This is a genomic window from Haloactinopolyspora alba, from assembly GCF_003014555.1.
GTDB classification, from domain to species: domain Bacteria; phylum Actinomycetota; class Actinomycetes; order Jiangellales; family Jiangellaceae; genus Haloactinopolyspora; species Haloactinopolyspora alba.
Window position 1 is genome coordinate 136,946 of record NZ_PYGE01000004.1, and the last position, 24,906, is coordinate 161,851.

Consider the following 24,906-nt stretch of genomic DNA (forward strand, 5'->3'; position numbering starts at 1 on the left):
CCGGGTCTTGACACTGCCCAACATAAGGTTGGACTATAGGCAGGGTCAAGCAGACCATTCAGGATCTAATGATCCGATCTGATCGGACGTGATGCCCGGGCCGCGACAGTTCTTTCCGGCTGTGCCCGCTGTGCGGGCCGCGCGACGCGTGGTGCAGCGGAAGATCCGAGCAGACCTTTCGCGAGCAATGATCCACCACTATGAGTTCTGCTCGGCCCGCAGGTGGCCGGCGCGTCGTTAGGAGCTCGGTTCAGTCGATTTCGAAGCCGCGACCAAATAGAGAGGATGCGAGGTGGCCTCGCCATGGCACCAACACTCACGCGCCGGTCCTTTTTGTCCAGCACGGCCAAGACCGGGATCTCGTTCACAGCATTGAGCGCATACCTTGCGGCGTGCTCGTCAGGAACCGGGGCCGGGACCGCCGCCGGTGACGGCTCGTCTGCCGCACCGATCACGGCCGTGCTTCCCGAAGCTCCGTGGCTGGACAGTTTCCGCCAGGTGGTCAGCGTCTACGAGGACGAGACGGGTAACACCGTCGACGTTCGGGTCTTTCCCTTCGACGCCGTGCCGACCCAGGCGTTCAACGCCGTGTCCCAGCGCAGCAAGGAGTTCGACATCTTCACGCTGGCCGAGGGATTCGTCGGACAGTTCTACTCCTCAGAAGTGCTCGCGCCGATGACCGAGATCGACCCCTCGTTCACGTGGCCGGAGGGCGTCATCACCTACGACAACCTCGGTCGCTGGGACCGCGAGCGTGGGTGGTTCGATCCCGAAGGGACCATCTACGGGTTGCCTGTGAATGGCAACATCCAACTCTTCCTCTACCGACGCGATCTGTACGACGAGTTCGGGTTGGAGGTGCCGGAAACCTGGGAGGACGTGCTGAACATAGCCAAGGAACACGACAGTGATCAGCTGCAGGGTTACGTGATGCGTCCGCGTTTGTTCGACTTCATGGCGATTCTTCATGGTTACGGCGGAGATCTGTTCGCGAATCCCCCTGACGATTACACGGTCACGATCGACGACGCTGCCGGCCAGGCTGCCCTGGAAACGACGATCCAGTTGGTCTCGCACGGACCCCGTGATCCGCAGACCATCGAACAACCGGAGTTGACGGCGCTGTTCCAGACGGGCGAGGTCCTTCAAGGACACGCGGTGTCGGCGACCCACGCGCTTCTCGACGATCCCGCCCGCTCGAAGGTGGCCGGCAAGATCGACTACGCCGTCGTGCCGCGTCCCGCCGACGGTGAGCATGCGTCGATGACGGGGGCGCTCGTCCAGGCGATCCCCGCGCATCTGGCGGACGAGCAGAAGGAGGCGGCGTTGGCTTTCCTGCGCTGGCTCATGACCAAGGACGCGCAGATGCGTTATGCGGAGGCCGGTGGCGTGGTCACCCATCAGGAGGTGTACGAGTCCGATCTCGCCGACGAGTCCGAGTACCGGTACATGAAAGCTGTCTCGGACAGTACCGAATATCTGCACGGATTTGCGCGGTACACCTTTGGTGCCAAGATTCGTGAGGCTCTCGATCGGCGTTTCCAAGAGTTGTTCACCGGATCGCTCGGCGTCGACGACGGCTTGACCAAGATGCGTACCGACCTCGAGGAGATCGTGAAGGCCGAGGGCGTCGCGTCATGAGCGAGCCGTCGACGTTCCGGGAGCCGGCGTGACGCAGACGCTCCCGCCTCGTGAAGCCACGGTCGACTCCCATGCCAGGCGCAGGCGCCGGCCGATGGATTTCCGCGTTCTCGCTCTTCTTCCGCTGGCGTCGCTGTTGCTCCTGCTGGTGCTGTTCCCGCTGATCGAGCTGTTCCGTCTGGCACTGTCCACAGTTCAGCTCGAAGCCGGCGGGTTGCGGCAGACCTACACCGGTATGGACAACCTCCGCACCGCGCTCGGGGACCAGGTGTTCGGGGTCGCGTTACGCAACACGTTGATCTTCGTCGGCCTCACGACCCTGGCCCAGATTCTGCTCGGCACCGCGCTTGCCGTGTTCGTGCAGCGCGCCGGCCGCATCCGCCGGCTGGCGCAGAGCCTGCTCCTCTGGCCCATCGTCGTGGCCCCGGTCGTCGTCAGCGTCGTGTGGTGGCTGATCCTCAACTCCCGTATCGGTGCCCTGAACGCCGCACTCGATGCGGTTGGTCTGCCGGAGCAGGGGTGGCTCTCGTCGACGTTGAGCCTGTTTGCGGTCATGGTCGTCGATGTCTGGCACTGGACGCCGGTCGTCTTCCTGATCGTGTTCGCGGCGGTGCAGGGAGCCGACCCCGAGCTCCGCGAGGCGGCGCTGGTGGACGGGGCGAACGAACGACAGGTGTTCCGGTACATCACACTGCCGCAGATTCTGCCGGCGATCGGCGCTGCTGCCCTGATCAGGGCGATCGGCGGTGTCAAGACGTTCGACGAGGTCTTCATCCTCACCGGAGGAGGGCCCGGGATCAGCTCCGAGATCGTCAGTACGTTCGTGCACCGGTTGTATTCCGATCAGCTGGAAGTCGGCTACGCCAGCATGGTGTCGGTGTTCACGATTCTGATCGTGGTGGTGTTCGCGGTGGGCATCTGGGCTCTACGCCGCTTTTTCCAAGCCATCGGGGGTGCGGCATGAGAAATACCAAGGCCGTGACCTGGGAGAACAACAAACCCGCTGTCGTGATCGTGATCTTCGCGGTGATCGTTTCCACCGCCCCCGTCGTCTGGCTGTGGTACAACTCGCTGCGTCCGCCGATCGATCTGATTTCCGAGCCTTTCGGTTCTCCGCGATGGACTTTGGACAACTATACGTCGGTGATCCAGGGTCACACGCCGCTGGGGCGTCAACTTCTGAACAGCGTGCAAGTCGTCGCTGGCAGCGTTCTGTTGTGCCTGTCGGTCGGGTCGCTGGCCGCGTACAGCTTGAGCAAGTATCCGTGGACACTACGTTTCAAGACGATCCTGTTGGTGCTCATTCTCTTCATTCAGATCGTCCCTCCGGTCGTGCTTGTTCCACCGTTCTACACGTGGCTCGGGCGACTTGAAATGGTGAACACTATTCTCGGTCTCATTCTTATCAACGCAGCGATTCAGGTCCCCTTCGCCACACTGCTCCTGAAGATATACTTCGACGCGGTTCCCAGCAGTCTCCGCGAGGCGGCACGAGTCGACGGCGCGCGGGAGTTCACGATCTTCTGGCGCATCATGCTTCCGCTGACCAAACCCGGTATGGCTACGGCATGCCTGTTCGTCGGTATCCTCGTGTGGAATGAGTTCCTTTTCGCCGTCAGTCTGACCTCAGGGCCGTCGGCGCAGACGGCGACGGTGGGAATCGCCGGCTACCTGCAGGAGCACAATATCCGCTTCGGCGAGATGGCGGCGGCGGCAACGGTGGTCAGCCTGCCAGCCGTTCTCCTTGTGATTTTCGCGCAGAAATACGTCGTCGCGGGAATAACCCGAGGTGCGGTGAGGGGATGAAAAGGGGAGTTGTCAATGCCCGGCAGTGGTCGGCGGTCGAGATCGTCGCGGACCCCACAACACGAGACAACGGTCGGAGCCGATCAAGGTGGCGTCTGTGACACATGAGAAGAGCCAGTCCCCGTTGGCCGGTTACCTGGCGGGTGAGCAGCTGGTCCGCGGGCGCTTGGTCCCGGCGGCCGGCGCAGCGGGGGCGCGAGAGCCCGGCCGGTTCGGGGTGTGGCTCACCGGTACCGGTACCCCCGCCGTCCTACCGGACCGAAACGGGCCATCGACACTCGTCCAGGCGGGGACCGACCTGATGCTGGTGGACTGCGGCAACGGATGTGCCTATCAGATGGCCCGGCTCGGTTTCCGCCCCAGCGACCTCACCCACGTCTTCATCACCCATCATCACGCCGATCACAACGTCGACCTGCCGTTCATCTTGATGAGTGGCTGGATCTCCTACCGTGACGACTATCGCCCGCCGCTCATCGTCGGTCCGCCGGGGACGCTGGAGTTCGTCAACCGCATGCTCGCCCTGCACGAGTACGACATCCGTGCCCGGCTCGATCACGCGTACGACGTGGAACGGTTGGCGCCCGAGGTGATCGAGGTCGACGACGGCACGGAAGTCTTCGGACGGACATGGAGAACGACATCGTTCCGGGTCGATCATCATCCGGTGTGCGAGGCATTTGGGTATCGGATCGACACGCACGACACGTCGGTCGTGATCTCCGGCGACACTCGTCCCTGCGACAACCTGATCGACCACGCAAGCGATGCCGACGTGCTCATACACGAAGCGATCTACCCAGGATACGGCTATCCCGCCTACCACACGCTGTCATCCGACGTCGGCAGGGTGGCGGCGAAGGCCAACGCTCGTCATCTGGTGCTGACCCATCTACTGCCGGGACATCTACCGGACGAGCGCTGGCTCGATGACGTGCGGTTGCACTACACGGGCCGAGCGACCGTCGGGCGAGACCTCATGCGAGTGGTGTGACATGGCACAACAGTCCGAAGCGGTGCGACAGACACGTGTCGACGAAGCGGAGTCCATGCTGCGGTCGCTGATCGCCGAATACCGTCGATCGGGCTCGCACCGGCTCCCACCGGAAAAAGAGTTGAGTGATCAGCTCGGCCTCTCGCGGACGAGTCTGCGTGCTGCGCTGGCCCGGCTGCAGTCCGAGGGCGAGATCGTGCGGCGTCGACGGGTCGGTACGTTGATCAACCGCCCCGGACAGCGCTGGGAGGGCCGCTCGTGGCTGGCCTATCCGGTCGACATGATCCTCTCCCTTTCCGAATACCTCAACGCCGTCGGAGTCGACTACACGGTGCAGGCCGTTGGTATCCGCAGAGACCCGGCGAGCGAGGATACCGCGATCGCTCTGGGACTCTCACCAGGAAGCCCGGTATTCAGTGCGTCCCGGTTGTACGAGGTTGAGGGCGAGCCGGCGGCGTTCGTGGAGCACAGTCTCCCCACCGTGCTCCACGGCCGCGACGTGCACATCGAGTCGCTGACCGAGGGTGTGACGACCTTTCTCCGGGACACCGAGCACATCCGGGTCACCCGGGCCGAGAGCATGTTCACCGCGGAGGCGGCATCCGGGGACCTGTCCCGCGAACTCCAGGTTGCCGAGGGGGCGCCGCTGCTGGTCATGCAGGCGCGGCTGTATTCGGAGGGATCGTCACCGGTCACCATCGGCCGCCTTGTCTTCCGTCCGGATGTGCTGTGCCTGGTCACCACCGTGAGTGAGGACGCTTCGCCGGACGCGGCCACCGGACTCGGTGCGATGCCCCTGGTCAAGCCATTGAAGGATGCCACCACAACGGCCGATGAGGAGGCTCGATGATCCGGCTGCAGATCTTCTTCGCCGTCGACGACGGTGACGGTGCGGCGTTCGAGCGGATGTACCACGACGTCTACGTTCCCGCTCTGCGCCGACAGCAGGGATATCTCGGTTCCAGCCTTCTGCGCAGGTATCCCGCTCACGTGCTCGAGGAGTTCGGCGGCACGGTGGTGCCGTACACGTACCAACTCGAACTCGATTTCGACTCCGAGGAGAACCGCAGGCTCTGGGCGCAGAGCCGTGATCACGCGGACGCGTGGCCGGACGTTCTGGCACTGGCGACGTCGGTGCAGTCGTGCGGATACGACGTGGCCGCGATCGACGCCGCGCACGATGCCGCGTGATTCGCACGTGGCCGACAGCGCCCGACCGGAGGAGCTGCACATGGGTGAGACGCTGCGCGTCGCGCTGATCGGGGCCGGGTTCGTCGCCCGTGACCATGCGGCCGCGTGGCACGCGCAGCCGGGCGCCGAAGTCCGGTGCGTGGTCGACGCGGACCCGGACCGGGCCAGGAGCCTTGCCGCCGAGTTCGGCGTCGAGCATCGGGACACCGACTTCGGATCGCTGGTCGGACATCCCGGGATCGACGCCGTGGACATCTGCCTGCCGCCACGCCTGCATCTGGAGTCGACGTGCGCCTTCCTCGCCGCCGGTCAACACGTCCTGCTCGAGAAGCCGTTCGTGACCGGGCTCGAGGACGCCGCGCGGATGCTGGAAGCAGAGCAGCACAGCGCCGCGACGTTGATGGTGGCGGAGAACTGGCCGTTCGCGTCGGCGACCCGGCGGGTACGGCGCCTGGTCGACGACGGCGCCCTGGGCGAGCTGTTCATGCTGCGTGCGCAGAACGAGAGCGCCCTCTATGTCGAGCACGACGGCGAGGTGGCAGCTGCGCTGCGGTTGTCCGCGGCGGGTGGTGGGTTCACGATGACCGCCGGGGTCCACAACATCACCCTGGCGTCGCTGCTCATGGGCGGTATCGAGTCGGTTTTCGCGTACTCCACGGAACGGCCGGCGTCGCCGGAGCCGTTCCTCGACCGTGACGTCGTGATCAGCGCCCGGTTCGGCAACGGCGGCATCGGCGGCATGTTCTTCACCGGACGCTCACTGCACGTCGGCGGGCGCCGGCTCGCGTTCGGCCTGACCGGGACCCGGGGGACGGCGGAGTTCGACATCCTCAGTGGATCGGTGACGTACACGGTCGACGGCGAGCGGACGTCCATCGAGCAGGACCAGCCGTCGATGGGGTTCGCGGAGGAGATCGCCCACTTCTGCGAGTGCATCGTCGACGGCAGGACACCACTGACGGCGGCCCGTCGTCAGCTCGAGTCGCTGGCCGCCGTGCTGGCCGTCTACCGGTCCCTGTACGACGGGCGTGAGGTCCGTCCGGCCGATCTGCTCGCGCAGGCCGATCTGGCGACGGCCGTGGCTGGAGCCGGAGGTGGCGTCGATGGCTGAGCCGGTTCTGCGGGTCGCGCAGCTGAGCTTCTGGTTCATCCATGCCGACGAGATGTGCCGCCGTGCCCTGGCCGCCCCCGGGGTCGAACTGGCGGCGGTGTGGGACAGCGACACGGCACGTGGTGAACGTAAGGCCGCGCAGTTCGGCGTCGACTTCGAGCCCGTCCTGGCGCGTCTTCTCGACCGGGACGACATCGACGCGGTGAGCATGTGCGCCGAACCGGGACGGCATCCGGAACTGGTCGAGGCCGCTGCGGCCGCGGGCAAGCACGTGCTGATCGAGAAGCCCATCGCGGGCGACGTCGAAGGCGCTCGCAGAATCGTGGACGCCGCCCGCACATACGGCGTGCAGATCATGCCGGCGTACAACCTGCGGCACCATCCGCTGGCGGCGCGGGTCAAGCAGCTGGTGGACGACGGCGCCGTCGGCGACCTCGTGCGGGTCCGTAAGCTGCACGGACACTACCTGGAGTACGAGGCCGCGGACTACCGGGCTGATCGCATCGTCACGTCGTGGAACGACCCGGTGTACGAACGGCGTGATTCGCTCTTCTTCGCGGGCACGCACGTGAGCCTGTGGTTCGAGTGGATGTTCGGCCTGCCCGACAGCGCCCTGTGTGTCCGGCAGACCGTCGTGCCGGGCCTGCCGGTGGAGGACAACTCGACGGTGCTGTTCCGCTATCCGCGGTTCACCGGGGTCAGCGAGCTCAGCGAGTCGCTTCCGGCCCAGCAGGTGGCCACCGAGATCTACGGGACCGACGGCGCGATCGTCCAGCTGCGCGGGAACCTGCCGTCCACGCGCGTGTTCAACCAGGCGCGGACGCCGTTGATGATCTTCGACCGCCGGAAGGACTCCTGGTGGGTGCCCGATCTTCCGCCGCACTTCCTGCGGCACGAGGACCGGTACCACAGCGCCGGGGTCTTCTTCGAGGCGCTCCGCCGAGGCGATCCGGTTCCGACATCGCCCGAAGCGGGCCTGCGATCCATCGCCATGCTCGTGGCGGCCGAGCGGGCCGCGGCGAGCGGCCGGGAGGTGCACATGGCCGAGATCCTGACCGCGGCGGAGGTGACGGCCGCATGAGCGGCGTGCCGAGCATCCGCCTGATGGTCGACGACGAGCGGCGGCACCGGTATCCCGCGAGGATGTGGGCAGGGGACACGATCGTCGAGCTGACGCCGGACGTGACCGTCGGCCGGAGTGTGGCCACGGTCGTCGACGGCTCCGGCCCACCCGCGACGGCGCCGGAAGCGGACCGGGCCCTGGTGTCGCTGGACGTGCTGGCGGGGTTGCCGCCCGGCGACGGGTTCCCGTTCGCGGCGGGTCGCTGGGTGCCGTTGCTGCCCGTCGACGTCAGCGCCGACCTCGAAACCGCTCGGCAGTACGTTGCCGAAGGCGCGATCGGGACGCCGCACGTGGTCGACCTCACCGTGCCGGTGGGGCTGCCGCCCTCGGGGGAATGGGACGTCGACCACGTCACCGCGGTCTCGCCGCTGGAAGCGATGGTCTTCGGGATACGGATCGCGGAATTCGTGGCGAACGCGGTGGTCGTGACGAGTTCCTGGCTGTCACGCGAGCCTTCGGTGTCCACCGCGGTGCACACGCTCGACTCGGGTGTCCAGGTGGTTCACCACATCGTCCCGGCGCACAGCACGCCGGCGACCATGTTCGACGGTGTCGTGCTGGGCGGGTCCGGCCGGTTGGCGCTGCGGCAACCGTTCGCTCCAGGCTCGGTGGGCGTCTGGAGCCCGGGGCCGCCCGGCTACACGTTCCCGGCGGTCCGTGAAGCGAAGCACGACGTGCAGGCGCCGGACAGCGTCGTCGGCGGATGGGAGCTGGCGGCTCTGCTGAGCGAGCTCGTCGCGCCGGGCGCGCGTGCCGTCCGGTTGGGCGAGGATGCCACGCGCCTCGTCCGTCATGCGGTCCGGCAGTTCCCAGGAGGTAACGATGACCATTGAGGTACGTGATTCACGGCTGGCCGGCATCGTGGATGCCGACGACGAGTTGGAGCTGGTCGCGGGTGGATTCCAGTTCCTCGAGGGGCCGCTGTGGCATCCGGAGGATCACTTCCTGCTGTTCAGCGACATGCCAGGCGACACCATGCGCCGGTGGACTCCGAGCGACGGCGTCACGGTGTTCCGCTCGCCCAGCGGCATGGCCAACGGTAACGCGTACGACGCGCAGGGCAGGCTCGTGACGTGCGAGCACGCGACCAGCCGGGTGTCGCGCACCGAGCCCGACGGCACCGTGGTGACGCTCGCCGATCGCTACGACGGCCGCCGTCTGAACAGTCCGAACGACGTCGTCGTCGCCGGTGGCGGCATCTACTTCACCGACCCCACCTACGGCCGGCAGGACTTCGTGGGTGTCCCGCGTGAGCCGGAACTTCCGTTCCAGGGCGTGTACCGGATCCGCGCCGACGGCACGCTCGACCTGCTGGTGGACGACTTCGTGCAGCCGAACGGGCTGTGCTTCGCCCTGGACGAGAAGCGGCTGTTCGTCAACGACTCCGAGCGGATGCACATCCGGGTGTTCGACCTGCTGGCCGACGGCACGCTCGGCGAGGGTTCGGTCTGGGCCGTCACCGAGGGCGACGGCGACGGCGCACCGGACGGGCTGAAGCTCGACAGCGCCGGCAACCTGTACTGCTGCGGACCCGGCGGCGTGCACGTCTTCGACGTCGACGGAGCGAGCCTGGGCGTCATCCGCACACCCGAACCCGCTGCCAACTTCACCTGGGGAGACCCGGACCTGCGGACGCTGTACGTGTGCGCGTCCACCGGGCTGTACCGCATTCGGGTGCGCCGGCCGGGCCTGCCGAGCGTGCGCACGGCACTGATGTAGCGCGCCGCAAACGGCGGGCCCGTGCGCGCCGCTGCGGTGTTAGGCTGCCCAGCGGGGGCGCGCTGATGAACTCTCATTTCGCCCAGCTGACCCGGGCCCTGCTGCGACGCCGGCAGGCGGGCCACGACGAGTCACGCCCTGCCACCGACCCGTTCCGGACGCTGATGGTGCAGCTGCAGCTCAGCCGGATGTCCGCCGAGATCCACAGGCTCGAGCACGACCAGGGGCGCTGGGCACGAGCCCACCACCTCGCTGCCGCCACCGCCGCTTACGACGACCTGCTGCTGGAGGCGGCGCGCCTGAGTGACGTGCCGGTCCCCGACGCGGCCGTCCCGGTCCGCCGGCTGATGATCGAGAGCGCCCTACGCCACCACGGCTGGAGCTGGTGAGACACCTCGCCCGGACATCTCCAGGTCCAGCAGCGCGCGCTTGCGGTCCAGCCCGCCGCCGTAGCCGGTCAGCGCGCCGGAAGCGCCGATCACGCGGTGGCAGGGAACGATCACCGAGATCGGGTTGCGGCCGTTGGCAGCGCCCGCGGCCCGGGACGCGGTGGGCCGGCCGATCGCGTCGGCGATCTCGCCGTAGCTGCGCACTTCACCGTACGGGATCGCGCGCAGCGCCTCCCACACCTGCCGCTGGAACGGCGTGCCCGCCGGGTTGAGCGGCAGGTCGAACGTGCGCAGCCGGCCGTCGAAGTAGGCGTCGAGTTGCCGCCGCGCCTCGCCGAACAGGTCGTCGTCACGGATCCAGCGCTCGTCGATGCCGTCGGGTGCGTGCCGTTGACGATCCATGTACAAGCCGGTCAGCCCGTCCTGGTCGGCGGTCAGCCGGACCGCGCCGAGGGGTGTGTCGAAGCTGGTCCAGTATGTCTCGCTCATCGGAGTCTCCTTCGAAGTATCAGGGTGTGTGCGCAGGGGGCCGGTGTCCGCCGTGCGTCCGGCGCTCAGATCGACGACCAGACGTGCATGAGGGCGTACGAGCGCCACGGTCGCCAGCGTTCGGCCAGCGACGCCGCCGCATCCGGGTCGCCCGGCACGCCGAGCGCCTCGAGCCCGTGCCGGACGCCGAGGTCCGTCGGCAGGAACACGTCCGGGTCCGTCAGCCCGCGCATCCGCACGTAGCCGGCCGTCCAGGGGCCGATGCCGGGCACCTCCATCAGCAGCTGCTCGGCCTCGTCTCGGTCCACGCCCGGATCGAGGCGGATACGTCCGTCCGCCAGCCGGATGGCGAGCTCGGCGAGGGTGCGCTGCCGGGTGCCGGGCATCGGGAACGTCGACGGATCCGCCGTGGCCAGCGCCGTCGCCGACGGGAACGTGTGCGTGACGCCGCCGACCGGAGCGTCCAGCGGTTTGCCGTAGGCGGCCGTGAGCCGCGCCGCGAGCGTCCGTGCGGCGGCCACAGACACCTGCTGTCCCAGAACGCCGCGTACGGCCAGCTCGTCGCCGTCGACCGCGCCGGGCTGCCGTCGCCCGGGCGTGGCGGCGACCGCCTGGGCCAGCACGGCGTCCGCACCGAGGACGTCGTCGACCGCCTGCGGGTCCGCGTCCAGATCGAAGATCCGCCGGCACCGCGCCACGGCCGCGGTCAGGTCGCGAGGGTCGGCCAGACGCAGCCGCGCGTGCACCCAGCCGGTATCCGGCGTCAGTTCGACCACGCCGGCGCCGTGCGGCAGCGTCATGCTGCGGCGATACGTCGTTCCCTCGACCTCCTCGACGCCGGGGATCGCGCGGGCGGCGAGGAAGTCCAGGACGCCGTCGAAGTCGGCCGGAGAACGGTGGGCCAGCCGCAGGTCGATGGCGCCGGCGATGCGTCCGCGATCCTGACGCCTGGCGGTGCTGCGCAGCTCGCTCGGGGTCGCGGCGTAGGTCTCACGGACGGTGTCGTTGAACTGGCGGATGCTGGCGAATCCCGCCGCGAACGCGGCCTCCGTCACCGGCATGTCCGTCGTTTCGAGCAGCGTCCGCGCGGTGTGCGCCCGCTGCGACCTCGCCAGCCGTAGCGGGCCGGCGCCGACCTCGTCGACCAGCGTCCGGTGCACCTGGCGCTCGCTGTAGTTGAGCCGCCGTGCCAGCCCGGTGACGCCGTCCCGGTCGACCACGCCGTCGGTGATCAGCCGCATCGCGCGGCCCACGACGTCGGCGCGCACGTTCCACTCCGCCGATCCCGGCGTCGCGTCCGGGCGGCAGCGCCGGCATGCTCGGAAACCCGCGGCCTGGGCCTCCGCGGCCGCGCGGTAGAAGCGGATGTTCGCCCGCTTCGGCGTCATCGCCGGACAGCTCGGCCGGCAGTAGATGCCGGTCGACGTGACGCCCAGGTAGAACACGCCGTCGAACCGCGCGTCCCTGCCGCGTACGGCCCGGTAATAGGCTTCCTCGTCCACCATGCCGTCCAGTGTCCCCGCCGGGCGGAGCGGTGACTAGCGGGAATCGGACGCTGCGGCCGACGTGCTGGTCAGACGTCCTGGAACGCTTCGATCCGGGCGCCGAGGACGGACAGCCTGGCGGCCAGGTCCTCGTAGCCGCGGTTGATGACGTAGACGTTGCGCAGCACGGACGTCCCCTTGGCGGCTAGCATCGCCAGCAGGACCACCACCGCCGGGCGCAGCGCCGGCGGGCAGATGATCTCCGTGCCGGACCAGCGCGTCGGCCCCTCGACCAGGACGCGGTGCGGATCCAGCAGCTTGACGTCGCCGCCCAGCTTCGTCAGTTCGGTGAGATAGATCGCCCGGTTCTCGTAGACCCAGTCGTGGATCATCGTCTGCCCGGTCGCGGTCGCGGCGATCAGCGCGAAGAACGGCAGGTTGTCGATGTTCAGTCCCGGGAACGGCATCGGGTGGATCTTGTCGTGCGGCGCGTGCAGCAGCGACGGGCGCACCGTGAGGTCGACCAGCCGGGTCTCGCCGTTGCCCGACACGTACTCGGCGCTGCGGTCGTAGTCCAGCCCCATCTCGTCCAGCAGCGCCAGCTCGATCTCGAGGAACTCGATGGGCGCGCGGCGGACGGTGATCTCCGACGACGTGACGATCGCGGCCGCCAGCAGGCTCATCGCCTCGATCGGGTCCTCCGACGGCGCGTAGTCCACGTCGCAGTCGATCTCGGGAACGCCGTGGACCGTCAGCGTGGTCGTGCCGATGCCGTCGATGCGCACGCCCAGGCGGGTGAGGAAGTAACACAGGTCCTGGACCATGTAGTTGGAGCTGGCGTTGCGGATCACCGTGACGCCGTCGCCCAGCGCCGCGGCCATCAGCGCGTTCTCGGTGACGGTGTCGCCGCGCTCGATCAGCACGATCGGCCGGACCGGCCCGGCGTCACGATCGACCTCCGCGTGGTAATAGCCGCCGGTGGCCTTGAGCTCCAGGCCGAACGGGCGCAGTGCGGACATGTGCGGCTCGACGGTGCGGGTGCCGAGGTTGCAGCCCCCGGCGTACGGCAGCTTGAAGCGGTCCTCACGGTGCAGCAGCGGGCCGAGGAACATGATCACGCTCCGGGTGCGCCGCGCCGCCTCGACGTCCATGCTGTCCAGGTCGAGACGCTCCGGCGGGATGATCTCGAGGTCGCGGCGCTCGCCGAGCCAGCGGGTCCGGATCCCGATGCTCTCGAGCACCTCGATGATCCGGTTGACCTCCTCGATCCGGGCGATGCCGCGCAGCACGGTGCGTCCCTTGTTGAGCAGGCTGGCGCACAACAGCGCGACGCTGGCGTTCTTGCTGGAGCGCACGTCGATGCCCCCGGAGAGGCGCCGGCCGCCGGTGACGCGCAGGTGCATCGGTCCCGGCTGGCCGAGCGAGACGATCTCCTTGTCCAGCGCCTCCCCGATCCGGGCGATCATCTCGAGGCTCAGGTTCTGCTGCCCGTGCTCGATCCGGGTCACCGCGCTCTGGCTGCTTCCCAGCGCATCGGCCAGTTGGCTCTGGGTCCACCCGCGGTGCTGACGGGAGTCGCGGATGAGGCGGCCGATACGGCTCCGGTAGTCTTCTGCCACGGACGGTCACCTTAGCTCAGATATGAGTTAACTGTTGCCACATCCGTCACTATCGTCACAGTCACACAGTCCGTGCGGCACACTTATGCAGCACGTGACGTTGATGACTCTCCGGATTCGGCTACGTCACACGTCGTGACCGCCGCGGCGGCGTGGTGAGTGTAGCCCACGTCCGCCCGCCACGCGCGGCGTGCACCGGCCGTGCGCCGGATCAGCGGTCGAAGGCGAGGCGGCAGAACTCGCGGCGCACCTCGTTGATCGCGGCACTGTCGCGGGTGTAGTAGAGCTTGTTCGTCAGCAGCACGGCCCACCTGCCGCTGCGTGCGGAGACCCACATCCCGGTGCCGGTGAAGCCGAAGTGCGCCCACACGTCGGCCGTCGTGCCCGACGCCGGGTGCCACGACAGGCCGCGTGCCGGCGCGAGGTCGCCGGTCTGGATCCGCAGCGACTCCTTCACCCAGGCGGGGCCGAAGCCGGGACGCCGCGGCGCCTGGTCCGGGGCGACCAGATAACGCAGGAAGGCCGCGAGGTCCGCGACCACCGAGAACGCCCCGGCGCTACCGCAGACGTCGAGCAGCCGGGCGGAGTAGTCGTGCGGCGTCCCCTTGAGGTGCTCACCGGACTCGTCGTCCCGTTCGGTCGGAGCGCACCGCCCGGCGAGGTCGGGCGGCAGCGGTCCGAACCGGGTGGACATCAGGTGCAGCGCGTCCCAGGCACAGCTGCGGCTCAGCGCGTCGAGCCGGAGCCCACTGATGCGCTCGAGCACGATGCCGAGGATCAGCGCGGCGCGATCGGTGTACTCGACGGCCTCGCCCGGCTGCCGGCGCAGTGGCTCGTGCAGCAGGCCGTGTTCGACCGACGAGCGATCGGTGCCGTACGACTCGCGCAGATTGGCGCGCAGCGGGAGGCCCGCGGTGTGGTTGAGCAGGTGCTGCGGGGTGACCCGGGCGAGCGGGGAGTGCCGCAGGTCCGGCAGGTGCTCGGCCAGCGGCGCGTCGAGGTCGAGGTCACCGGCCTCCCACAGGGCGCCCGAGCACGCCCATACGGTGATGATCTTCGTGAGGCTGGCCAGGTCGAAGACGGTGTCGGCGACCATGGGTGCCTCGGGCGTCCGGGGATCCAGCAGGCCGCAGGCGCCCCAGGCGCGGGTGCCGTCCGCGCCGCCGAGTGCCCAGACAGCTCCGGGAAAGGTGTGGTTCTCGACGCCGCGAGCCAGCAAGCGATCGATCGGATCTCGTGTTGCTCTCGTCATCGTGGTCCTATTCGATTGTCGGTGCCGGCGGGTGTGGCATCCGCGCGAGCGACGGGTGGATCGCATCCGCCGCTCATGTTCATGATCTGCTCGGTCGGGCCCGATCGGGGAGACCCTTGTCACATTATGGGCAAAGGTGACGTATTACCCCGGTGTGCACCCGGAAGGCGGCCATCGGCAGACTGGGGTCGTGTCCACGGATCCGCCAGCCCATGATGGGTCGCAGGTGCGTGACCTGCCAATCGACGAGTTCCTGCACCAGCTCGCCGCGCGCGTGCCGGCTCCCGGCGGCGGCGCGGTCGCGGCGCTGCACGCGGCACAGGCGGCCGCGCTGCTGGCGATGGTCGCCCGGTACAGCGTCGACTCCGGCGACGACGGCGGTTCCGAGGTCGTGGAGCGTTCGCTCGTCCAGGCCGACGCGCTGCGCCGGGACGCACTCGAGCTCGCCGACGACGACGCCGAGGCGTTCGAGGCCGTGGTGGCCGCGTACGGAATGCCGCACGAGACCGACGACGAGCAGGCGGCCCGCTCGGCTGCCGTGTCGTCCGCGCTGGCCGAGGCGGCCGAGCCGCCCGCCGCGGTCATCGTCGCCGCGACGCACCTGGTCGCGATGGCCGAAGGGCTGCTGCCGGTGGGGAACCGTCACGTCGTGACCGACATCGGAGCCGCCGCGGATGCCGCCCGTGCGGCGGCCACGACGGCACGGCTGAACATCGAGGTCAACGCGGCCGGCCTCGCCGACGACGAGATGCGCACCCGGCTGACGGAGACGGCGGCCGGTGTCGACCAGCTCGTGGACCGCGCCGACGAGGTCGTCGCCGCGGTGCGCCGGCAGGTGTCGGGATGACGGCACGGCCGCTGCCGGGAACGGACTGTGCCGCCGGCATCCGCGCACGGGTGGCCGACCGTGCCGGCCGCATCGGCACGGACGGCCGCCGCCCGGTGCTCGCCGTGGTCACGGCGACCGACGACGCGGCCGCCGCCTGGTACGTGCGGTCGATCGCCAGTGCCGCCGAGACCGCCGGCGTGGACTGCCGGGTCGTCGACCTGGGCGCACAGGCTTCGCCCGGCGAGATCGGCGCGTGCCTGCAGGACCTCAGCGCCGACCGCGACGTCCGGGGCATCGTCCTGCAGACGCCGTTGCCGGCCGGAGCGGAGCCGGCGGTACTGGCCGGTGCCATCGTCCCGGACAAGGACGTCGACGGCGCGAACCCGCTGTCGCTCGGATATCTCGCGGCCGGCCGTCGCGCGTTCGCCCCGGCGACGGCCGAGGCGGTGGTGACGCTGCTGGACCAGCACGACGTGGACGTCGCGGGCTGCCACGTCGTCGTCGTCGGCCGTTCGACGGTGGTCGGCAAGCCCCTCGCCCAGCTCCTGCTGGACCGGGACGCGACCGTCAGCCTGTGCCACTCCGGCACCCGCGACCTGGCCGCGATCGCGTCGTCGGCCGACATCGTCGTCGCGGCTGTCGGCCACGCGCACCTGATCACGGCCGAGCACGTCGGCCCGGGCGCCACGGTCGTGGACGTGGGAACGAACCCCACCGACGACGGAGGCCTCGCCGGCGACGTCGACCCGGCCGTGGTCGGGAAGGCTGCTGCGCTGACGCCCGTACCCGGCGGCGTCGGCCCGGTGACCACCGCACTGCTGCTCCAGCACACCGTCTTCGGCCCCGGCGGGTGACCCGTCCGGTCAGCTGAGCTCGAGGCGCCAGTTCTGCCCGACCAGCTCCTGGCCGAAGCTGTGGTGGGCCTCCTCGTCGACCAGCCGGAAGCCCGCCCGCTCGTAGATGCGCCGGGCGGCGGTGAGGACGTCGTTGGTCCACAGCACCAGCGACGAGTACCCGGCCGAGCGTGCGAACCGGATGCACTCGTCCACCAGCCGTGACCCCACGCCGAGGCCCCGCGCCGACGGCTCGACGAGCAGCAGCCGCAGCTTGGCGGTCGTCTCGTCCGCGCGCATGCAGAAGACCGAGCCGGCCGGGCGTCCGTCGATCTCGGCGATCCAGGCGTCCTCGTGCCGCGGGTCGTGCTCGGCGCCGTAGTCGGCCACGATGCGCGCCACCAGCGCTTCGTACGTCTGGTCCCAGCCGTACTCCTGGGCGTAGAGCGCGCCGTTGCGCTGCACCACCCAGCCCAGGTCGCCCGGGTGCAGCCCGCGGATCACGTAGCCCGACGGCGTCGCGGAGTCGTCGAGCAACTCGCGGACGGTGCCGAGCGCGGCGACGAGGCGTCGCTGGTCCTCGTCGCTCAGCCGGCCCAGCAGCTCGCCCGCCTGGCGGTTCGAGCGCGCGTCCAAGCCGGCGAAGACGTCCCGCCCGGCCGCGGTGAGCGCCGCTCGGTGGCGGCGGCCGTCGGTGCTTGAGCGGGACCGCTCGACGAGGCCGGCGCCGTCCAGCCTGGCGAGGATGCGGCTGAGCTGTCCGGCGTCGATGTCGAGCGTGGTGCGCAGTTCGGTGACGTCGCGCTCGGGCTGCTGCGCCAGCTCGAAGACGACCCGCGCCTCGGTCAGCGAGTAGTCGGACTGGAGCAGGCCCTGGTCGAGGAAGCCCATGACGGTGGTGAAGAACCGGTTGAACGACCGCACCGCGGCGATGCAGTCCAGATCGGTGTCAGTCATCCATTGACTGTAACAACGCTATGGTTGACTCAGTCAATGGTTCTGCCGTGGCCGCCCTATGCCACGGCGAGCCAGGGGTCCTCGAGGACGGCGGTGAGATCACGGACGAACTCCGCCGCCTGCGCGCCGTCGACGGCACGGTGGTCGGCCGACAGCGTCATCGTCATCCGCTGCACCACCGCGACCTGACCGTCGCGCACGCCGGGTTCGGAGCGCACCGCCCCGACCGCGAGGATCGCCGCCTCGGGCGGGTTGATCACGGCGGTGAAGTGGTCGATGCCGTACATGCCGAGGTTGCTGACCGTGAACGTGCTTCCGGTCATCTCGTCCGGGCCGAGCTTGCGGTCGCGGGCACGCCCGGCGAGCTCACGGCTCTCGGTCGCGATGGCCGTGAGGCTCTTGCCGTGGGCGTCGCGCACCACCGGCACGACGAGCCCGGACTCGGTCGCGACGGCCACGCCGACGTGGACCCGCCCGTGCCGCACGATGGCGTCGCCGGTGAACGAGGAGTTCACGTCCGGGTGCTCGCCCAGCACCACCGCGGCCGCCCGGACGACGATGTCGTTCACGCTGACCTTCGACCGCCCGGCGGCGACGAGCCGCTCGTTCAGCTCGGCGCGCATCGTCATCAGCGGGTCGGCGTCGACGGTCTTGGTGACGTAGAAGTGCGGGGCGGCCTGCTTGCTCTCGGTGAGCCGGCGCGCGATGGTGCGCCGGATCGAGCTGAGCGGGACCACCTCGTCGGTGTCCTCGACCGCCGGAGCGGGCGCTGTGCCCGCGGTCGCCGCTGCGGGTGTGGTGTCGACCGCCGCCTGCGGTGTCGGGCTGCCGGCGTCGCCCGGCGCCTGCTCGTCGCGTGCTCGCGTGATGTCGGCGCGGATGATCCGGCCACCGGGTCCGGTGCCGGTGACCGTCGACAGGTCGATGCCGTGCTCGCGTGCGTCGCGCCGTGCCAGCGGGGACGACAGCACCCGCTCAGGACCGCTACCCGACGCGACCGGTTGCCGCGCCGGCTGTGGCGTTGGTCGTGCTGCCGACTGTCCAGCCGGTTGACCAGCCGGTTCACCGGCCGGTTGCTGCGTCGGAGTCGATGCGGGCTCGTCCGGTTCGTCCGCGGTGCGCAGCTTCGCGATGGGCGAGCCGATGGGCGCGGTGCCGCCCTCGGCGACCACGATCTCGGCCAGTACGCCGTCGTCGTAGGACTCGTGCTCCATGACGGCCTTGTCGGTCTCGATCTCGACCAGCGTGTCGCCGGTCTTGACCTCGTCGCCGACCTGTTTGCGCCAGGCGTTGACCACGCCCTCCTCCATCGTGTCGGAGAGGCGGGGCATCAGGATGTCGACCATCTGTGTCTCCTCGTGGGCGCGCGTCAGCGAGCGCCGACCCGGTCCGATCGACGCCCCACGGCGTCGAGAGTCTGGTGGATGACGGTGACGACGTCGTCGGCCGACGGCAGGGCCGCGGACTCGAGCGGCTTCGCGTACGGCAGCGGCACCTCGGCCATCGCGACCCGGCGCACCGGGGCGTCCAGCCAGTCGAAGGCGCCGTCGGAGATCGAGGCGGCGAGCTCCGCGCCGATGCCGTAGGTCAGCCAGTCGTCCTCGAGGACGACGGCGCAGTTCGTCTTCTTCACCGAGTCGACGACCGTCTGCCGGTCCAGCGGGCGGAGGCTGCGCAGGTCGACGACCTCGGCCTCGATGCCCTCGTCGGCGGCCAGCCGCTCCGCGACCTGCAGCGCGACGTGCGCCATGCGGGAGTAGCCCACCAGCGTGATGTCGCTGCCGGTCCGGGTGACGGCCGCACGCCCGATCTCGCCGGGCTCGTCGGTGTCGGGCACCTCGCCCTTGGTGTTGTACAGCGCCAGGTTCTCGAGGAACAGCACCGGGTCGTCGTCGCGGATCGACGCGAGCAGCAGCGCCTTCGCGTCGGCCGGCGACGACGGCGCCACGACCTTGAGTCCCGGGGTGAACGCGTAGAACAGCTCGACGTTCTGCGAGTGGGTGGCCGCCAGCTGCTGCCCGCCGCCCCCCGGCGTGCGGATGACCATCGGCACGCTGCACTGGCCGCCGAACATGCCGTAGATCTTCGCGGCGTGGTTCATGATCTGGTCCAGCGCCAGCAGCGAGAAGTTGATCGTCATGATCTCGACGACCGGGCGCAGCCCCAGCATCGCCGCACCGACCGCGGCGCCGGTGAAGCCTTCCTCGGCGATCGGTGTGTCGCGCACACGCTTCGGGCCGAACTCGTCGAGCATGCCCGCCGTGATCTTGTAAGAGCCCTCGAACCGGCCGATCTCCTCGCCCATGAGCAGGACGTTCTCGTCGCGCTGCAGTTCCGAGCGCAGCGTGTCGTGCAGCGCCTGGCGGTAGCTGATGTGAGCCATGGTCACGCTCCGGCGGTCGGGTCGAGAGGAAAGAGCGGGTCGGCGGGCAGCCGGCGCGAGTCGTTCGGGACCGGCGTGGCGTAGGTGTGGTCGAACAGCGACGTCGGGTCCGGCGACGGGCTGTTCTCGGCGAACTCGACGGCGGCCTTGACGATGCCGCCGATCTCGGCGTCCAGCTCGGCGAGCGTGTCGGCGTCGGCCACCTCGGTGCCGACCAGATGGTCGTGCAGCGCGGTCACCGGGTCCTGGCTGCGCACCTCCTCGACCTCGGCGGGGTCGCGGTAGGTCGCGGGATCGACGACCGAGTGCCCGCGCAGCCGGCCGCTGACGGTCTCGAGCAGGTACGGCTTCTGTTCGGTGCGTGCGCGCTCCACGGCCTTCGTCGCGGCCTCGCGGACGGCGAGGACGTCGTTGCCGTCGACCCTGGCGGACTCCATCCGGTACGCGCCGGCGCGCTTGGACAGCTCCGGCTCGGCGGAGGCCATCTCGACGGTGGTGCCCATGCCCAGCTGGTTGTTCACGACCACGAACACGACCGGGAGATCCCACAGCGCGGCCAGGTTGAGCGACTCGTGGAACGCGCCGATGTTCGTGGTGCCGTCGCCCATCTGGCACAGCACGACCTCGTCGCCGCCACGGTACGAGATCGCCAGGCCGGCGCCGGCGGCCAGCGGGAGCTGCCCGCCCACGATGCCGTAGCCGCCGAGCTGGCGGACCTCGGTGTCGAACAGGTGCATCGAGCCGCCCCAGCCGCGGGACACCCCGTCGGAGCGCCCGTACAGCTCGGCCATGACCCGGCCCGGATCCATCCCGCGCACCAGCGCGTAACCGTGGTCGCGGTAGTTGGTGAACAGGTAGTCGCGCTCGGTGACGGCCGCCATCAGGCCGACGACGGTGGCCTCCTCGCCGAGGTTCAGGTGGCAGTAGCCGCCGATCTTCGCCTCGGTGTAGGCCTGCGCGGTCCGTTCCTCGAACCGGCGGACGAGCAGCATCTGCCGGTAGTGCCCCAGGAGCTCGGCACCCGTGTCGGCATCCGTGCCCGACCGGCCCTTGGGCCGCGTCCGCCGGGCGCCTGTGGCCTGCTGAGACTCCGGACGCTTGCGCGTACGACTCGTGGTCGCCACTTTCGCTCGCCCCTCTTTCGTGTGTCCCGAAACGATCAGGTGTGCCGGTGGGTACACCGGGCAAACAATGAAACGCTACCGTTTCATTGTTCTCAAGGGTAGGTCCGGGCCAGGATGGAGTGCATGAATCCGCGACGGGCGGCTCCCCGGCGAGGCAGGCCGCGGGACGAGGACCGTGCTGCCCGGCGCGATGCCCTGCTCGAGGCCGCGATGCGGCAGTTCCTGGCGCACGGCTACGGCGCCACCACGATCGAGGAGGTCGCCGCCACCGCGCGGGTGGCCAAGCGCACCATCTACACGACCATCGGCGACAAGTCCGACCTGTTCGTCGCGGTCGTCCGGCGACTGGGTGACCGTGCCGTCGACCCCACCACGGCCGACGGCCGCGACGCCGCGGACAGCCTGCACGCCTTCGGCGTCCGCCTCGTCCGGCTGATGCTGTCGGACGAGGCGGTCGGGCTGCACCGGCTCGTCATCGCCGAGGCGACGAACTTCCCCGACCTGGCGGCGCGGCTCTACACGAACGGGGCGCAGCGCTACATCGGCGTGCTGCGTGACCTGCTGGCGGAGTTGCCCGACGACCAGCTGTTGCTGCCGGCCCGGGCGACGCCCGACGAGCACGGCCGGCAGGCCGAGGCGTTGTTCACCCAGCTGCTGGGTGAGTGGCACCGGCGCCGGCTGTTCGGCCTCGACCCGGCGCCGGGCGACCAGGAGATCGACGCCCACGTCTCGCGCACGGTGCGCCGGTTCGTGCGGTAACCGGACGGAATTCCGGCACTCTTCTCGGCTCGGTCACGGACGTGACCGGTCGTCTCCGCCGCTGTGACAACAACGCCGATGCGATGTCGTGGCTGGGGTAGCGTGGTGGCCGTGCACACGGACGGAGGGGCGATCGGTGGGCGCACCGGACGTTGAGGTCGCCTTGCTCGGGCCGCCGGAGGTCCGTCGTGACGGCGTCGCCGTCACGCTGCCACCCGGCCGCCCCACGGTGATTCTCGCCGCGCTGGCCCTGCGCGGCGGTGTCACGGCCGCCGTCGACGAACTGGTGCAGGTCCTGTGGCCGGACGCCGAGCCGCGGCGGCCGCGGGCGACCATCCAGACGCACGTGACGCGGTTGCGTGCGGTCCTCGGCCGCGAAGTCGTCCGGGCCGCCGGTGACGGGTATCGCCTGGACCTGCCGGCGTCGTCCATCGACCTGGTCAGGTTCCGCGAACTCGTCGGCCGCGGGCCGGACACCTCCGACCCCGCGGCCGAGCTGCGCCGCATCGAGCAGGCGCTGGCACTGTGGCGCGGCGAGCCGCTGTCCGGCCTCACGCCGGACGCGCTGACCCGCGAGGTGGCGCCACTGCTCGTCGAGGAGCTTCTGGCGGCGACCGAGCGCCGCAACGCGCTGGTGCTGCAGCTGGGACACGTCGACGAGGAGTTCGTGCCGTCGGTGCGCCGGCTGCTGGCCGTGCACCCCTGGCGGGAGCGGCTGTGGGGACAGCTGATGCTGGCGCTGTACCGGCAGGGCCGTCGCGGTGACGCGTTGGCCGCCTACCACGAGCTCGCCGGCGTCCTGCGTGAAGAGCTCGGCATCGATCCGAGCGCGGAACTCGCCGACCTGCACGGCCGCATCCTCGCGTCCGACCAGGAGCTGCTGGTCGAGCAGGTGCCCGCGACACCCGCGGCCGGCGCCGTGCCGTCCCAGCTCCCGCGGCCGGTGGCCGACTTCGTGGGCCGTGAGGACGAGACGAAGCTGCTGCTCGACGGGTTGACGCCGGGGCCGTCGTGGGTGCGCGTCGGTGTGATCTCCGGCCCGGGAGGCTCGGGCAAGACGTCTCTGGCCCTGCGGGTGGCGCATCTGCTCCGCGAGACCCACCCGGACGGTCAGCTGTTCGCCGAGCTGCACGGTTCCGGCGACGCCGTCGAGCCGGGTGACGTCCTGGCCGACTTCCTGCGCGCCCTGGGGTTCTCCGCGGCCGAGGTGCCCGCGACCGTCGACGAGCGGTCCGCGATGTTCCGGTCGGCGTGTGCCGGGAGGCAGCTCGTCGTCGTGCTGGACGACGCGCGCGACCCGGCGCAGATCGGTCCGCTGCTACCGGCCGCGGACGGCTGCGCCGTCCTGGTGACCAGCCGCCCGCAACTCGGGGTGGTCCCTGCCGACGTGCGCATCGACCTGGAACTGTTGCCGGATCACGCGGCACACGACCTGCTCACCGGCATCGTCGGCGCCGAGCGTCTCGCCGCGGAACCCGACGCGACCGGCGTGGTGGTCGGGTCGTGCCAGGGTTCGCCGCTGGCGCTGCGGATCGCCGGCGGCAGGCTGGCGTCTCGCCCGTCCTGGCCCATCGGCCATCTCGCCGACCAGCTCAGCGGCAGTGGCCGGCTGGACGCGCTCGAGATCGGCGATCTGAGCGTGCGGGCGACGCTGGCCGCATCCGTCCAGGCGCTGCGCCCGGACGACGCGGCCCGGCTGCGGCTGCTGGCCGCGCAGCCCGGGGGTGAGGTCGACGTCGAGTCGGCCGCCGTCGTCTGGGACGTCACCCAGCCCGAGGCGCGCGCGTGTCTCGAGCGTCTGGTGGACGTGCGCCTGATCGACTCCGGCGCGCCGGACCAGTACCGCTGGCACGATCTCGTCGACGACTATCTGCGCGCGGAGTCCGCGCCGGACGAGATCGCTCCGGCGCGGCGCCGGCTGATCCGGTACTTCCTGCGGTCGGTCCACAACACCTGGCCGCTGGTCCGGCAGGGCGGCGAGCCGGCCGAGTCCGCGTCGTGGTTCCCGCACGACGTCACCGGACGCGACTTCGCCGACCGGGACGAGGTGCACGCCTGGCTGAACGCGCGGTGGGTGACGGTGACCGCGCTGGGCCGGCTGGGACTGCGTGCGCAGGGCCGGGCCGAGGTGGACGAGGCGGCCGCGCTGCTTCTGGCCATGGGGCGCAGCGGCTACGAGTGCTGCCGTGACACCCGCATCGAGGGCACCGCGCGGGCGGTGCTCGAAGGGCCGGCGCCGTCCGACCGCACGCTGGTGGCACGGGCGTGGCACGGCCTCGCGCTGGCGCTCGGTGACCAGCGCCGCCACCGCGAGGCGCTGGAAGCCGGCACACAGGGCCTGGCGGTCCGGCGTGAGCTGGGCGACCGCTACGGCGAGGTCATCATGCTGCACAACATGGCGGTCTGGCACGAGCTCGACCGCCGTTACGACGAGGCCGCGGAGCTGTTCGAGCAGTGCGCCGCCGCCGACGACGTGCTGTCCCCGCAGCTGCGTTCCCGCTGCCGGCGGAACCTGGCGCACGTGCAGATCAGCACCGGGCGCATCGACGAGGCCCGGCGCAACATCGAGCGTGCCTGGGCCGAGTCCGACGAGCACCTGGACGTGGACCACTACGACCACGCGATCGTCCTGGGGCAGCTGTGCCGCGAGGCCGGCCGGGTGGAGGAGGCCGTCGAGCACTACGACCGCGCCGTTGAGCAGGCCGGGCGGATCGGGTCGGCGTCGCTGCGAGCGGCGTCGCTGACGCAGGCCGCACGGGCACGCCGGCTCGCCGGACGCGACGGCGCCGAGCAGGTCGCGCAGGCGCTGGCGTTCGCGCGTGAGGCTCGTTCGTCGGACGCCGAGGCCGAGGCGCTGGTCGAGCACGGCCACGCCCGTGCGGCGCGGGGCGCGGTCACCGACGCCGCGGAGGACTGGCGGCGGGCGTTACGGCTCTACGAGTCGCTGCGCTCCGTCGAGGTGGACCACGTGCGCGAGCTGCTGTCGACCACCGAGGCGGCGGAACGGACATGAGCCGGTCCGTCCGCCGGAATTCCGTGATTCTCCGCTTCGATCCGCCATTGAGCGCGAATTGCTGGATGACGCTCTAATAGGTCGGATACGGACACACGGGTCATTTATCGACGAACGTCAGTGCTGCTGGGCAGCGATTCCGTGAACTTCTCGTGACTCGGCGGGCATTCCGCGTCCGGCCTCGTCACCA

At 70.0% G+C, this 24,906-nt stretch carries 23 protein-coding genes; 15 read left to right on the forward strand and 8 right to left on the reverse strand.

The window, feature by feature from the left end:
- Window positions 1-303: 303 nt before the first annotated feature.
- The 11 genes from CLV30_RS07180 (at window position 304) to CLV30_RS07230 (ending at window position 9,974) form a co-directional block, all read left to right on the forward strand.
- Window positions 304-1,641: an ABC transporter substrate-binding protein gene (locus CLV30_RS07180; protein ID WP_165358468.1), complete on the forward strand. Its 1,338-nt coding sequence runs from the start codon at window positions 304-306 to the stop codon at window positions 1,639-1,641.
- 28 nt (window positions 1,642-1,669) lie between these two features.
- Entirely contained in the window at window positions 1,670-2,605 is a 936-nt protein-coding gene (locus tag CLV30_RS07185; protein WP_129710871.1) for a carbohydrate ABC transporter permease, read from the forward strand.
- Complete coding sequence (locus tag CLV30_RS07190) at window positions 2,602-3,447, forward strand: carbohydrate ABC transporter permease (protein WP_106536519.1); 846 nt, start codon at window positions 2,602-2,604, stop codon at window positions 3,445-3,447. Before CLV30_RS07185 ends, CLV30_RS07190 begins: the two co-directional genes overlap by 4 nt.
- A gap of 97 nt (window positions 3,448-3,544) precedes the next feature.
- Window positions 3,545-4,441 (forward strand): MBL fold metallo-hydrolase, encoded by an 897-nt coding sequence (locus CLV30_RS07195; RefSeq protein ID WP_129710870.1) that lies wholly within the window; start codon window positions 3,545-3,547, stop codon window positions 4,439-4,441.
- A gap of 55 nt (window positions 4,442-4,496) precedes the next feature.
- The gene (locus CLV30_RS07200; protein WP_165358467.1) at window positions 4,497-5,291 is read left to right on the forward strand and encodes a GntR family transcriptional regulator; all 795 of its coding nucleotides are present in this window, start codon (window positions 4,497-4,499) and stop codon (window positions 5,289-5,291) included.
- Window positions 5,288-5,632, forward strand: a complete 345-nt coding sequence (locus CLV30_RS07205) for an antibiotic biosynthesis monooxygenase family protein (RefSeq protein WP_106536522.1) — start codon at window positions 5,288-5,290, stop codon at window positions 5,630-5,632. The genes CLV30_RS07200 and CLV30_RS07205 overlap by 4 nt, the downstream gene beginning before the upstream one ends.
- Window positions 5,633-5,672: 40 nt before the next feature.
- Window positions 5,673-6,743 carry a Gfo/Idh/MocA family protein gene (locus tag CLV30_RS07210; RefSeq protein WP_165358466.1) on the forward strand — a complete coding sequence of 357 codons (1,071 nt, stop codon included), beginning with the start codon at window positions 5,673-5,675 and terminating at the stop codon, window positions 6,741-6,743.
- On the forward strand, window positions 6,736-7,824 hold the full coding sequence (locus tag CLV30_RS07215) for a Gfo/Idh/MocA family protein (RefSeq protein ID WP_129710869.1): 1,089 nt from the start codon (window positions 6,736-6,738) through the stop codon (window positions 7,822-7,824). The genes CLV30_RS07210 and CLV30_RS07215 overlap by 8 nt, the downstream gene beginning before the upstream one ends.
- Complete coding sequence (locus CLV30_RS07220) at window positions 7,821-8,699, forward strand: hypothetical protein (RefSeq protein ID WP_106536525.1); 879 nt, start codon at window positions 7,821-7,823, stop codon at window positions 8,697-8,699. The genes CLV30_RS07215 and CLV30_RS07220 overlap by 4 nt, the downstream gene beginning before the upstream one ends.
- A complete protein-coding gene (locus CLV30_RS07225; RefSeq protein ID WP_106536526.1) occupies window positions 8,689-9,585 on the forward strand; it encodes an SMP-30/gluconolactonase/LRE family protein in 897 nt (298 codons plus the stop codon). The genes CLV30_RS07220 and CLV30_RS07225 overlap by 11 nt, the downstream gene beginning before the upstream one ends.
- Before the next feature lie 65 nt (window positions 9,586-9,650).
- Entirely contained in the window at window positions 9,651-9,974 is a 324-nt protein-coding gene (locus tag CLV30_RS07230) for a hypothetical protein (RefSeq protein ID WP_106536527.1), read from the forward strand.
- Here the strand turns inward: CLV30_RS07230 and CLV30_RS07235 are convergent.
- From CLV30_RS07235 to CLV30_RS07250, 4 genes are all read right to left on the reverse strand, one after another.
- Complete coding sequence (locus CLV30_RS07235) at window positions 9,948-10,463, reverse strand: methylated-DNA--[protein]-cysteine S-methyltransferase (protein WP_106536528.1); 516 nt, start codon at window positions 10,461-10,463, stop codon at window positions 9,948-9,950. The genes CLV30_RS07230 and CLV30_RS07235 overlap by 27 nt on opposite strands.
- A 65-nt stretch (window positions 10,464-10,528) precedes the next feature.
- Window positions 10,529-11,968 (reverse strand): DNA-3-methyladenine glycosylase 2 family protein, encoded by a 1,440-nt coding sequence (locus CLV30_RS07240; protein WP_106536529.1) that lies wholly within the window; start codon window positions 11,966-11,968, stop codon window positions 10,529-10,531.
- Window positions 11,969-12,036: 68 nt separating this feature from the next.
- Window positions 12,037-13,566: a helix-turn-helix domain-containing protein gene (locus CLV30_RS07245; RefSeq protein ID WP_106536530.1), complete on the reverse strand. Its 1,530-nt coding sequence runs from the start codon at window positions 13,564-13,566 to the stop codon at window positions 12,037-12,039.
- A gap of 211 nt (window positions 13,567-13,777) precedes the next feature.
- Window positions 13,778-14,785: a serine hydrolase domain-containing protein gene (locus CLV30_RS07250; RefSeq protein WP_205740520.1), complete on the reverse strand. Its 1,008-nt coding sequence runs from the start codon at window positions 14,783-14,785 to the stop codon at window positions 13,778-13,780.
- 259 nt (window positions 14,786-15,044) lie between these two features.
- On the opposite strand from CLV30_RS07250, the gene CLV30_RS07255 reads away from it, so the two are divergent.
- On the forward strand, window positions 15,045-15,665 hold the full coding sequence (locus CLV30_RS07255; RefSeq protein WP_106536532.1) for a cyclodeaminase/cyclohydrolase family protein: 621 nt from the start codon (window positions 15,045-15,047) through the stop codon (window positions 15,663-15,665).
- The gene (locus CLV30_RS07260) at window positions 15,662-16,501 is read left to right on the forward strand and encodes a bifunctional 5,10-methylenetetrahydrofolate dehydrogenase/5,10-methenyltetrahydrofolate cyclohydrolase (RefSeq protein ID WP_106536533.1); all 840 of its coding nucleotides are present in this window, start codon (window positions 15,662-15,664) and stop codon (window positions 16,499-16,501) included. Before CLV30_RS07255 ends, CLV30_RS07260 begins: the two co-directional genes overlap by 4 nt.
- Before the next feature lie 9 nt (window positions 16,502-16,510).
- On the opposite strand, the gene CLV30_RS07265 is transcribed toward CLV30_RS07260, so the two are convergent.
- Genes CLV30_RS07265 through pdhA form a run of 4 tightly spaced genes read right to left on the reverse strand, consistent with a single transcriptional unit; the run spans window position 16,511 to window position 20,944 of the window.
- Window positions 16,511-17,437, reverse strand: coding sequence for a bifunctional helix-turn-helix transcriptional regulator/GNAT family N-acetyltransferase (locus CLV30_RS07265; RefSeq protein ID WP_106536534.1), 927 nt, complete (start codon window positions 17,435-17,437; stop codon window positions 16,511-16,513).
- 56 nt (window positions 17,438-17,493) lie between these two features.
- Window positions 17,494-18,783, reverse strand: a complete 1,290-nt coding sequence (locus tag CLV30_RS07270; RefSeq protein WP_205740519.1) for a dihydrolipoamide acetyltransferase family protein — start codon at window positions 18,781-18,783, stop codon at window positions 17,494-17,496.
- 23 nt (window positions 18,784-18,806) lie between these two features.
- Entirely contained in the window at window positions 18,807-19,820 is a 1,014-nt protein-coding gene (locus CLV30_RS07275; protein WP_106536535.1) for an alpha-ketoacid dehydrogenase subunit beta, read from the reverse strand.
- Between the two features lie 2 nt (window positions 19,821-19,822).
- Window positions 19,823-20,944, reverse strand: a complete 1,122-nt coding sequence (pdhA, locus tag CLV30_RS07280; RefSeq protein WP_106536536.1) for a pyruvate dehydrogenase (acetyl-transferring) E1 component subunit alpha — start codon at window positions 20,942-20,944, stop codon at window positions 19,823-19,825.
- Between the two features lie 123 nt (window positions 20,945-21,067).
- Here pdhA and CLV30_RS07285 point away from each other — a divergent pair, with 123 nt between their 5' ends.
- Entirely contained in the window at window positions 21,068-21,703 is a 636-nt protein-coding gene (locus CLV30_RS07285; RefSeq protein ID WP_165358465.1) for a TetR/AcrR family transcriptional regulator, read from the forward strand.
- A 136-nt stretch (window positions 21,704-21,839) separates the two neighbouring features.
- Window positions 21,840-24,716, forward strand: coding sequence for an AfsR/SARP family transcriptional regulator (locus CLV30_RS07290; protein WP_165358464.1), 2,877 nt, complete (start codon window positions 21,840-21,842; stop codon window positions 24,714-24,716).
- Window positions 24,717-24,906: the final 190 nt, after the last annotated feature.

Excerpts from the sequence above, each read along its gene's own strand:
- CLV30_RS07275 (WP_106536535.1), bottom strand. The coding sequence starts at position 19,820 with ATGGCTCACATCAGCTACCGCCAGGCGCTGCACGACACGCTGCGCTCG.
- CLV30_RS07285 (WP_165358465.1), top strand. The coding sequence starts at position 21,068 with ATGAATCCGCGACGGGCGGCTCCCCGGCGAGGCAGGCCGCGGGACGAG.
- CLV30_RS07265 (WP_106536534.1), bottom strand. The coding sequence starts at position 17,437 with ATGACTGACACCGATCTGGACTGCATCGCCGCGGTGCGGTCGTTCAAC.
- CLV30_RS07235 (WP_106536528.1), bottom strand. The coding sequence starts at position 10,463 with ATGAGCGAGACATACTGGACCAGCTTCGACACACCCCTCGGCGCGGTC.
- CLV30_RS07200 (WP_165358467.1), top strand. The coding sequence starts at position 4,497 with ATGCTGCGGTCGCTGATCGCCGAATACCGTCGATCGGGCTCGCACCGG.
- CLV30_RS07225 (WP_106536526.1), top strand. The coding sequence starts at position 8,689 with ATGACCATTGAGGTACGTGATTCACGGCTGGCCGGCATCGTGGATGCC.
- CLV30_RS07210 (WP_165358466.1), top strand. The coding sequence starts at position 5,673 with ATGGGTGAGACGCTGCGCGTCGCGCTGATCGGGGCCGGGTTCGTCGCC.
- CLV30_RS07260 (WP_106536533.1), top strand. The coding sequence starts at position 15,662 with ATGACGGCACGGCCGCTGCCGGGAACGGACTGTGCCGCCGGCATCCGC.
- CLV30_RS07240 (WP_106536529.1), bottom strand. The coding sequence starts at position 11,968 with ATGGTGGACGAGGAAGCCTATTACCGGGCCGTACGCGGCAGGGACGCG.
- CLV30_RS07215 (WP_129710869.1), top strand. The coding sequence starts at position 6,736 with ATGGCTGAGCCGGTTCTGCGGGTCGCGCAGCTGAGCTTCTGGTTCATC.
- CLV30_RS07205 (WP_106536522.1), top strand. The coding sequence starts at position 5,288 with ATGATCCGGCTGCAGATCTTCTTCGCCGTCGACGACGGTGACGGTGCG.
- CLV30_RS07180 (WP_165358468.1), top strand. The coding sequence starts at position 304 with ATGGCACCAACACTCACGCGCCGGTCCTTTTTGTCCAGCACGGCCAAG.
- CLV30_RS07270 (WP_205740519.1), bottom strand. The coding sequence starts at position 18,783 with ATGGTCGACATCCTGATGCCCCGCCTCTCCGACACGATGGAGGAGGGC.
- CLV30_RS07190 (WP_106536519.1), top strand. The coding sequence starts at position 2,602 with ATGAGAAATACCAAGGCCGTGACCTGGGAGAACAACAAACCCGCTGTC.
- CLV30_RS07230 (WP_106536527.1), top strand. The coding sequence starts at position 9,651 with ATGAACTCTCATTTCGCCCAGCTGACCCGGGCCCTGCTGCGACGCCGG.
- CLV30_RS07220 (WP_106536525.1), top strand. The coding sequence starts at position 7,821 with ATGAGCGGCGTGCCGAGCATCCGCCTGATGGTCGACGACGAGCGGCGG.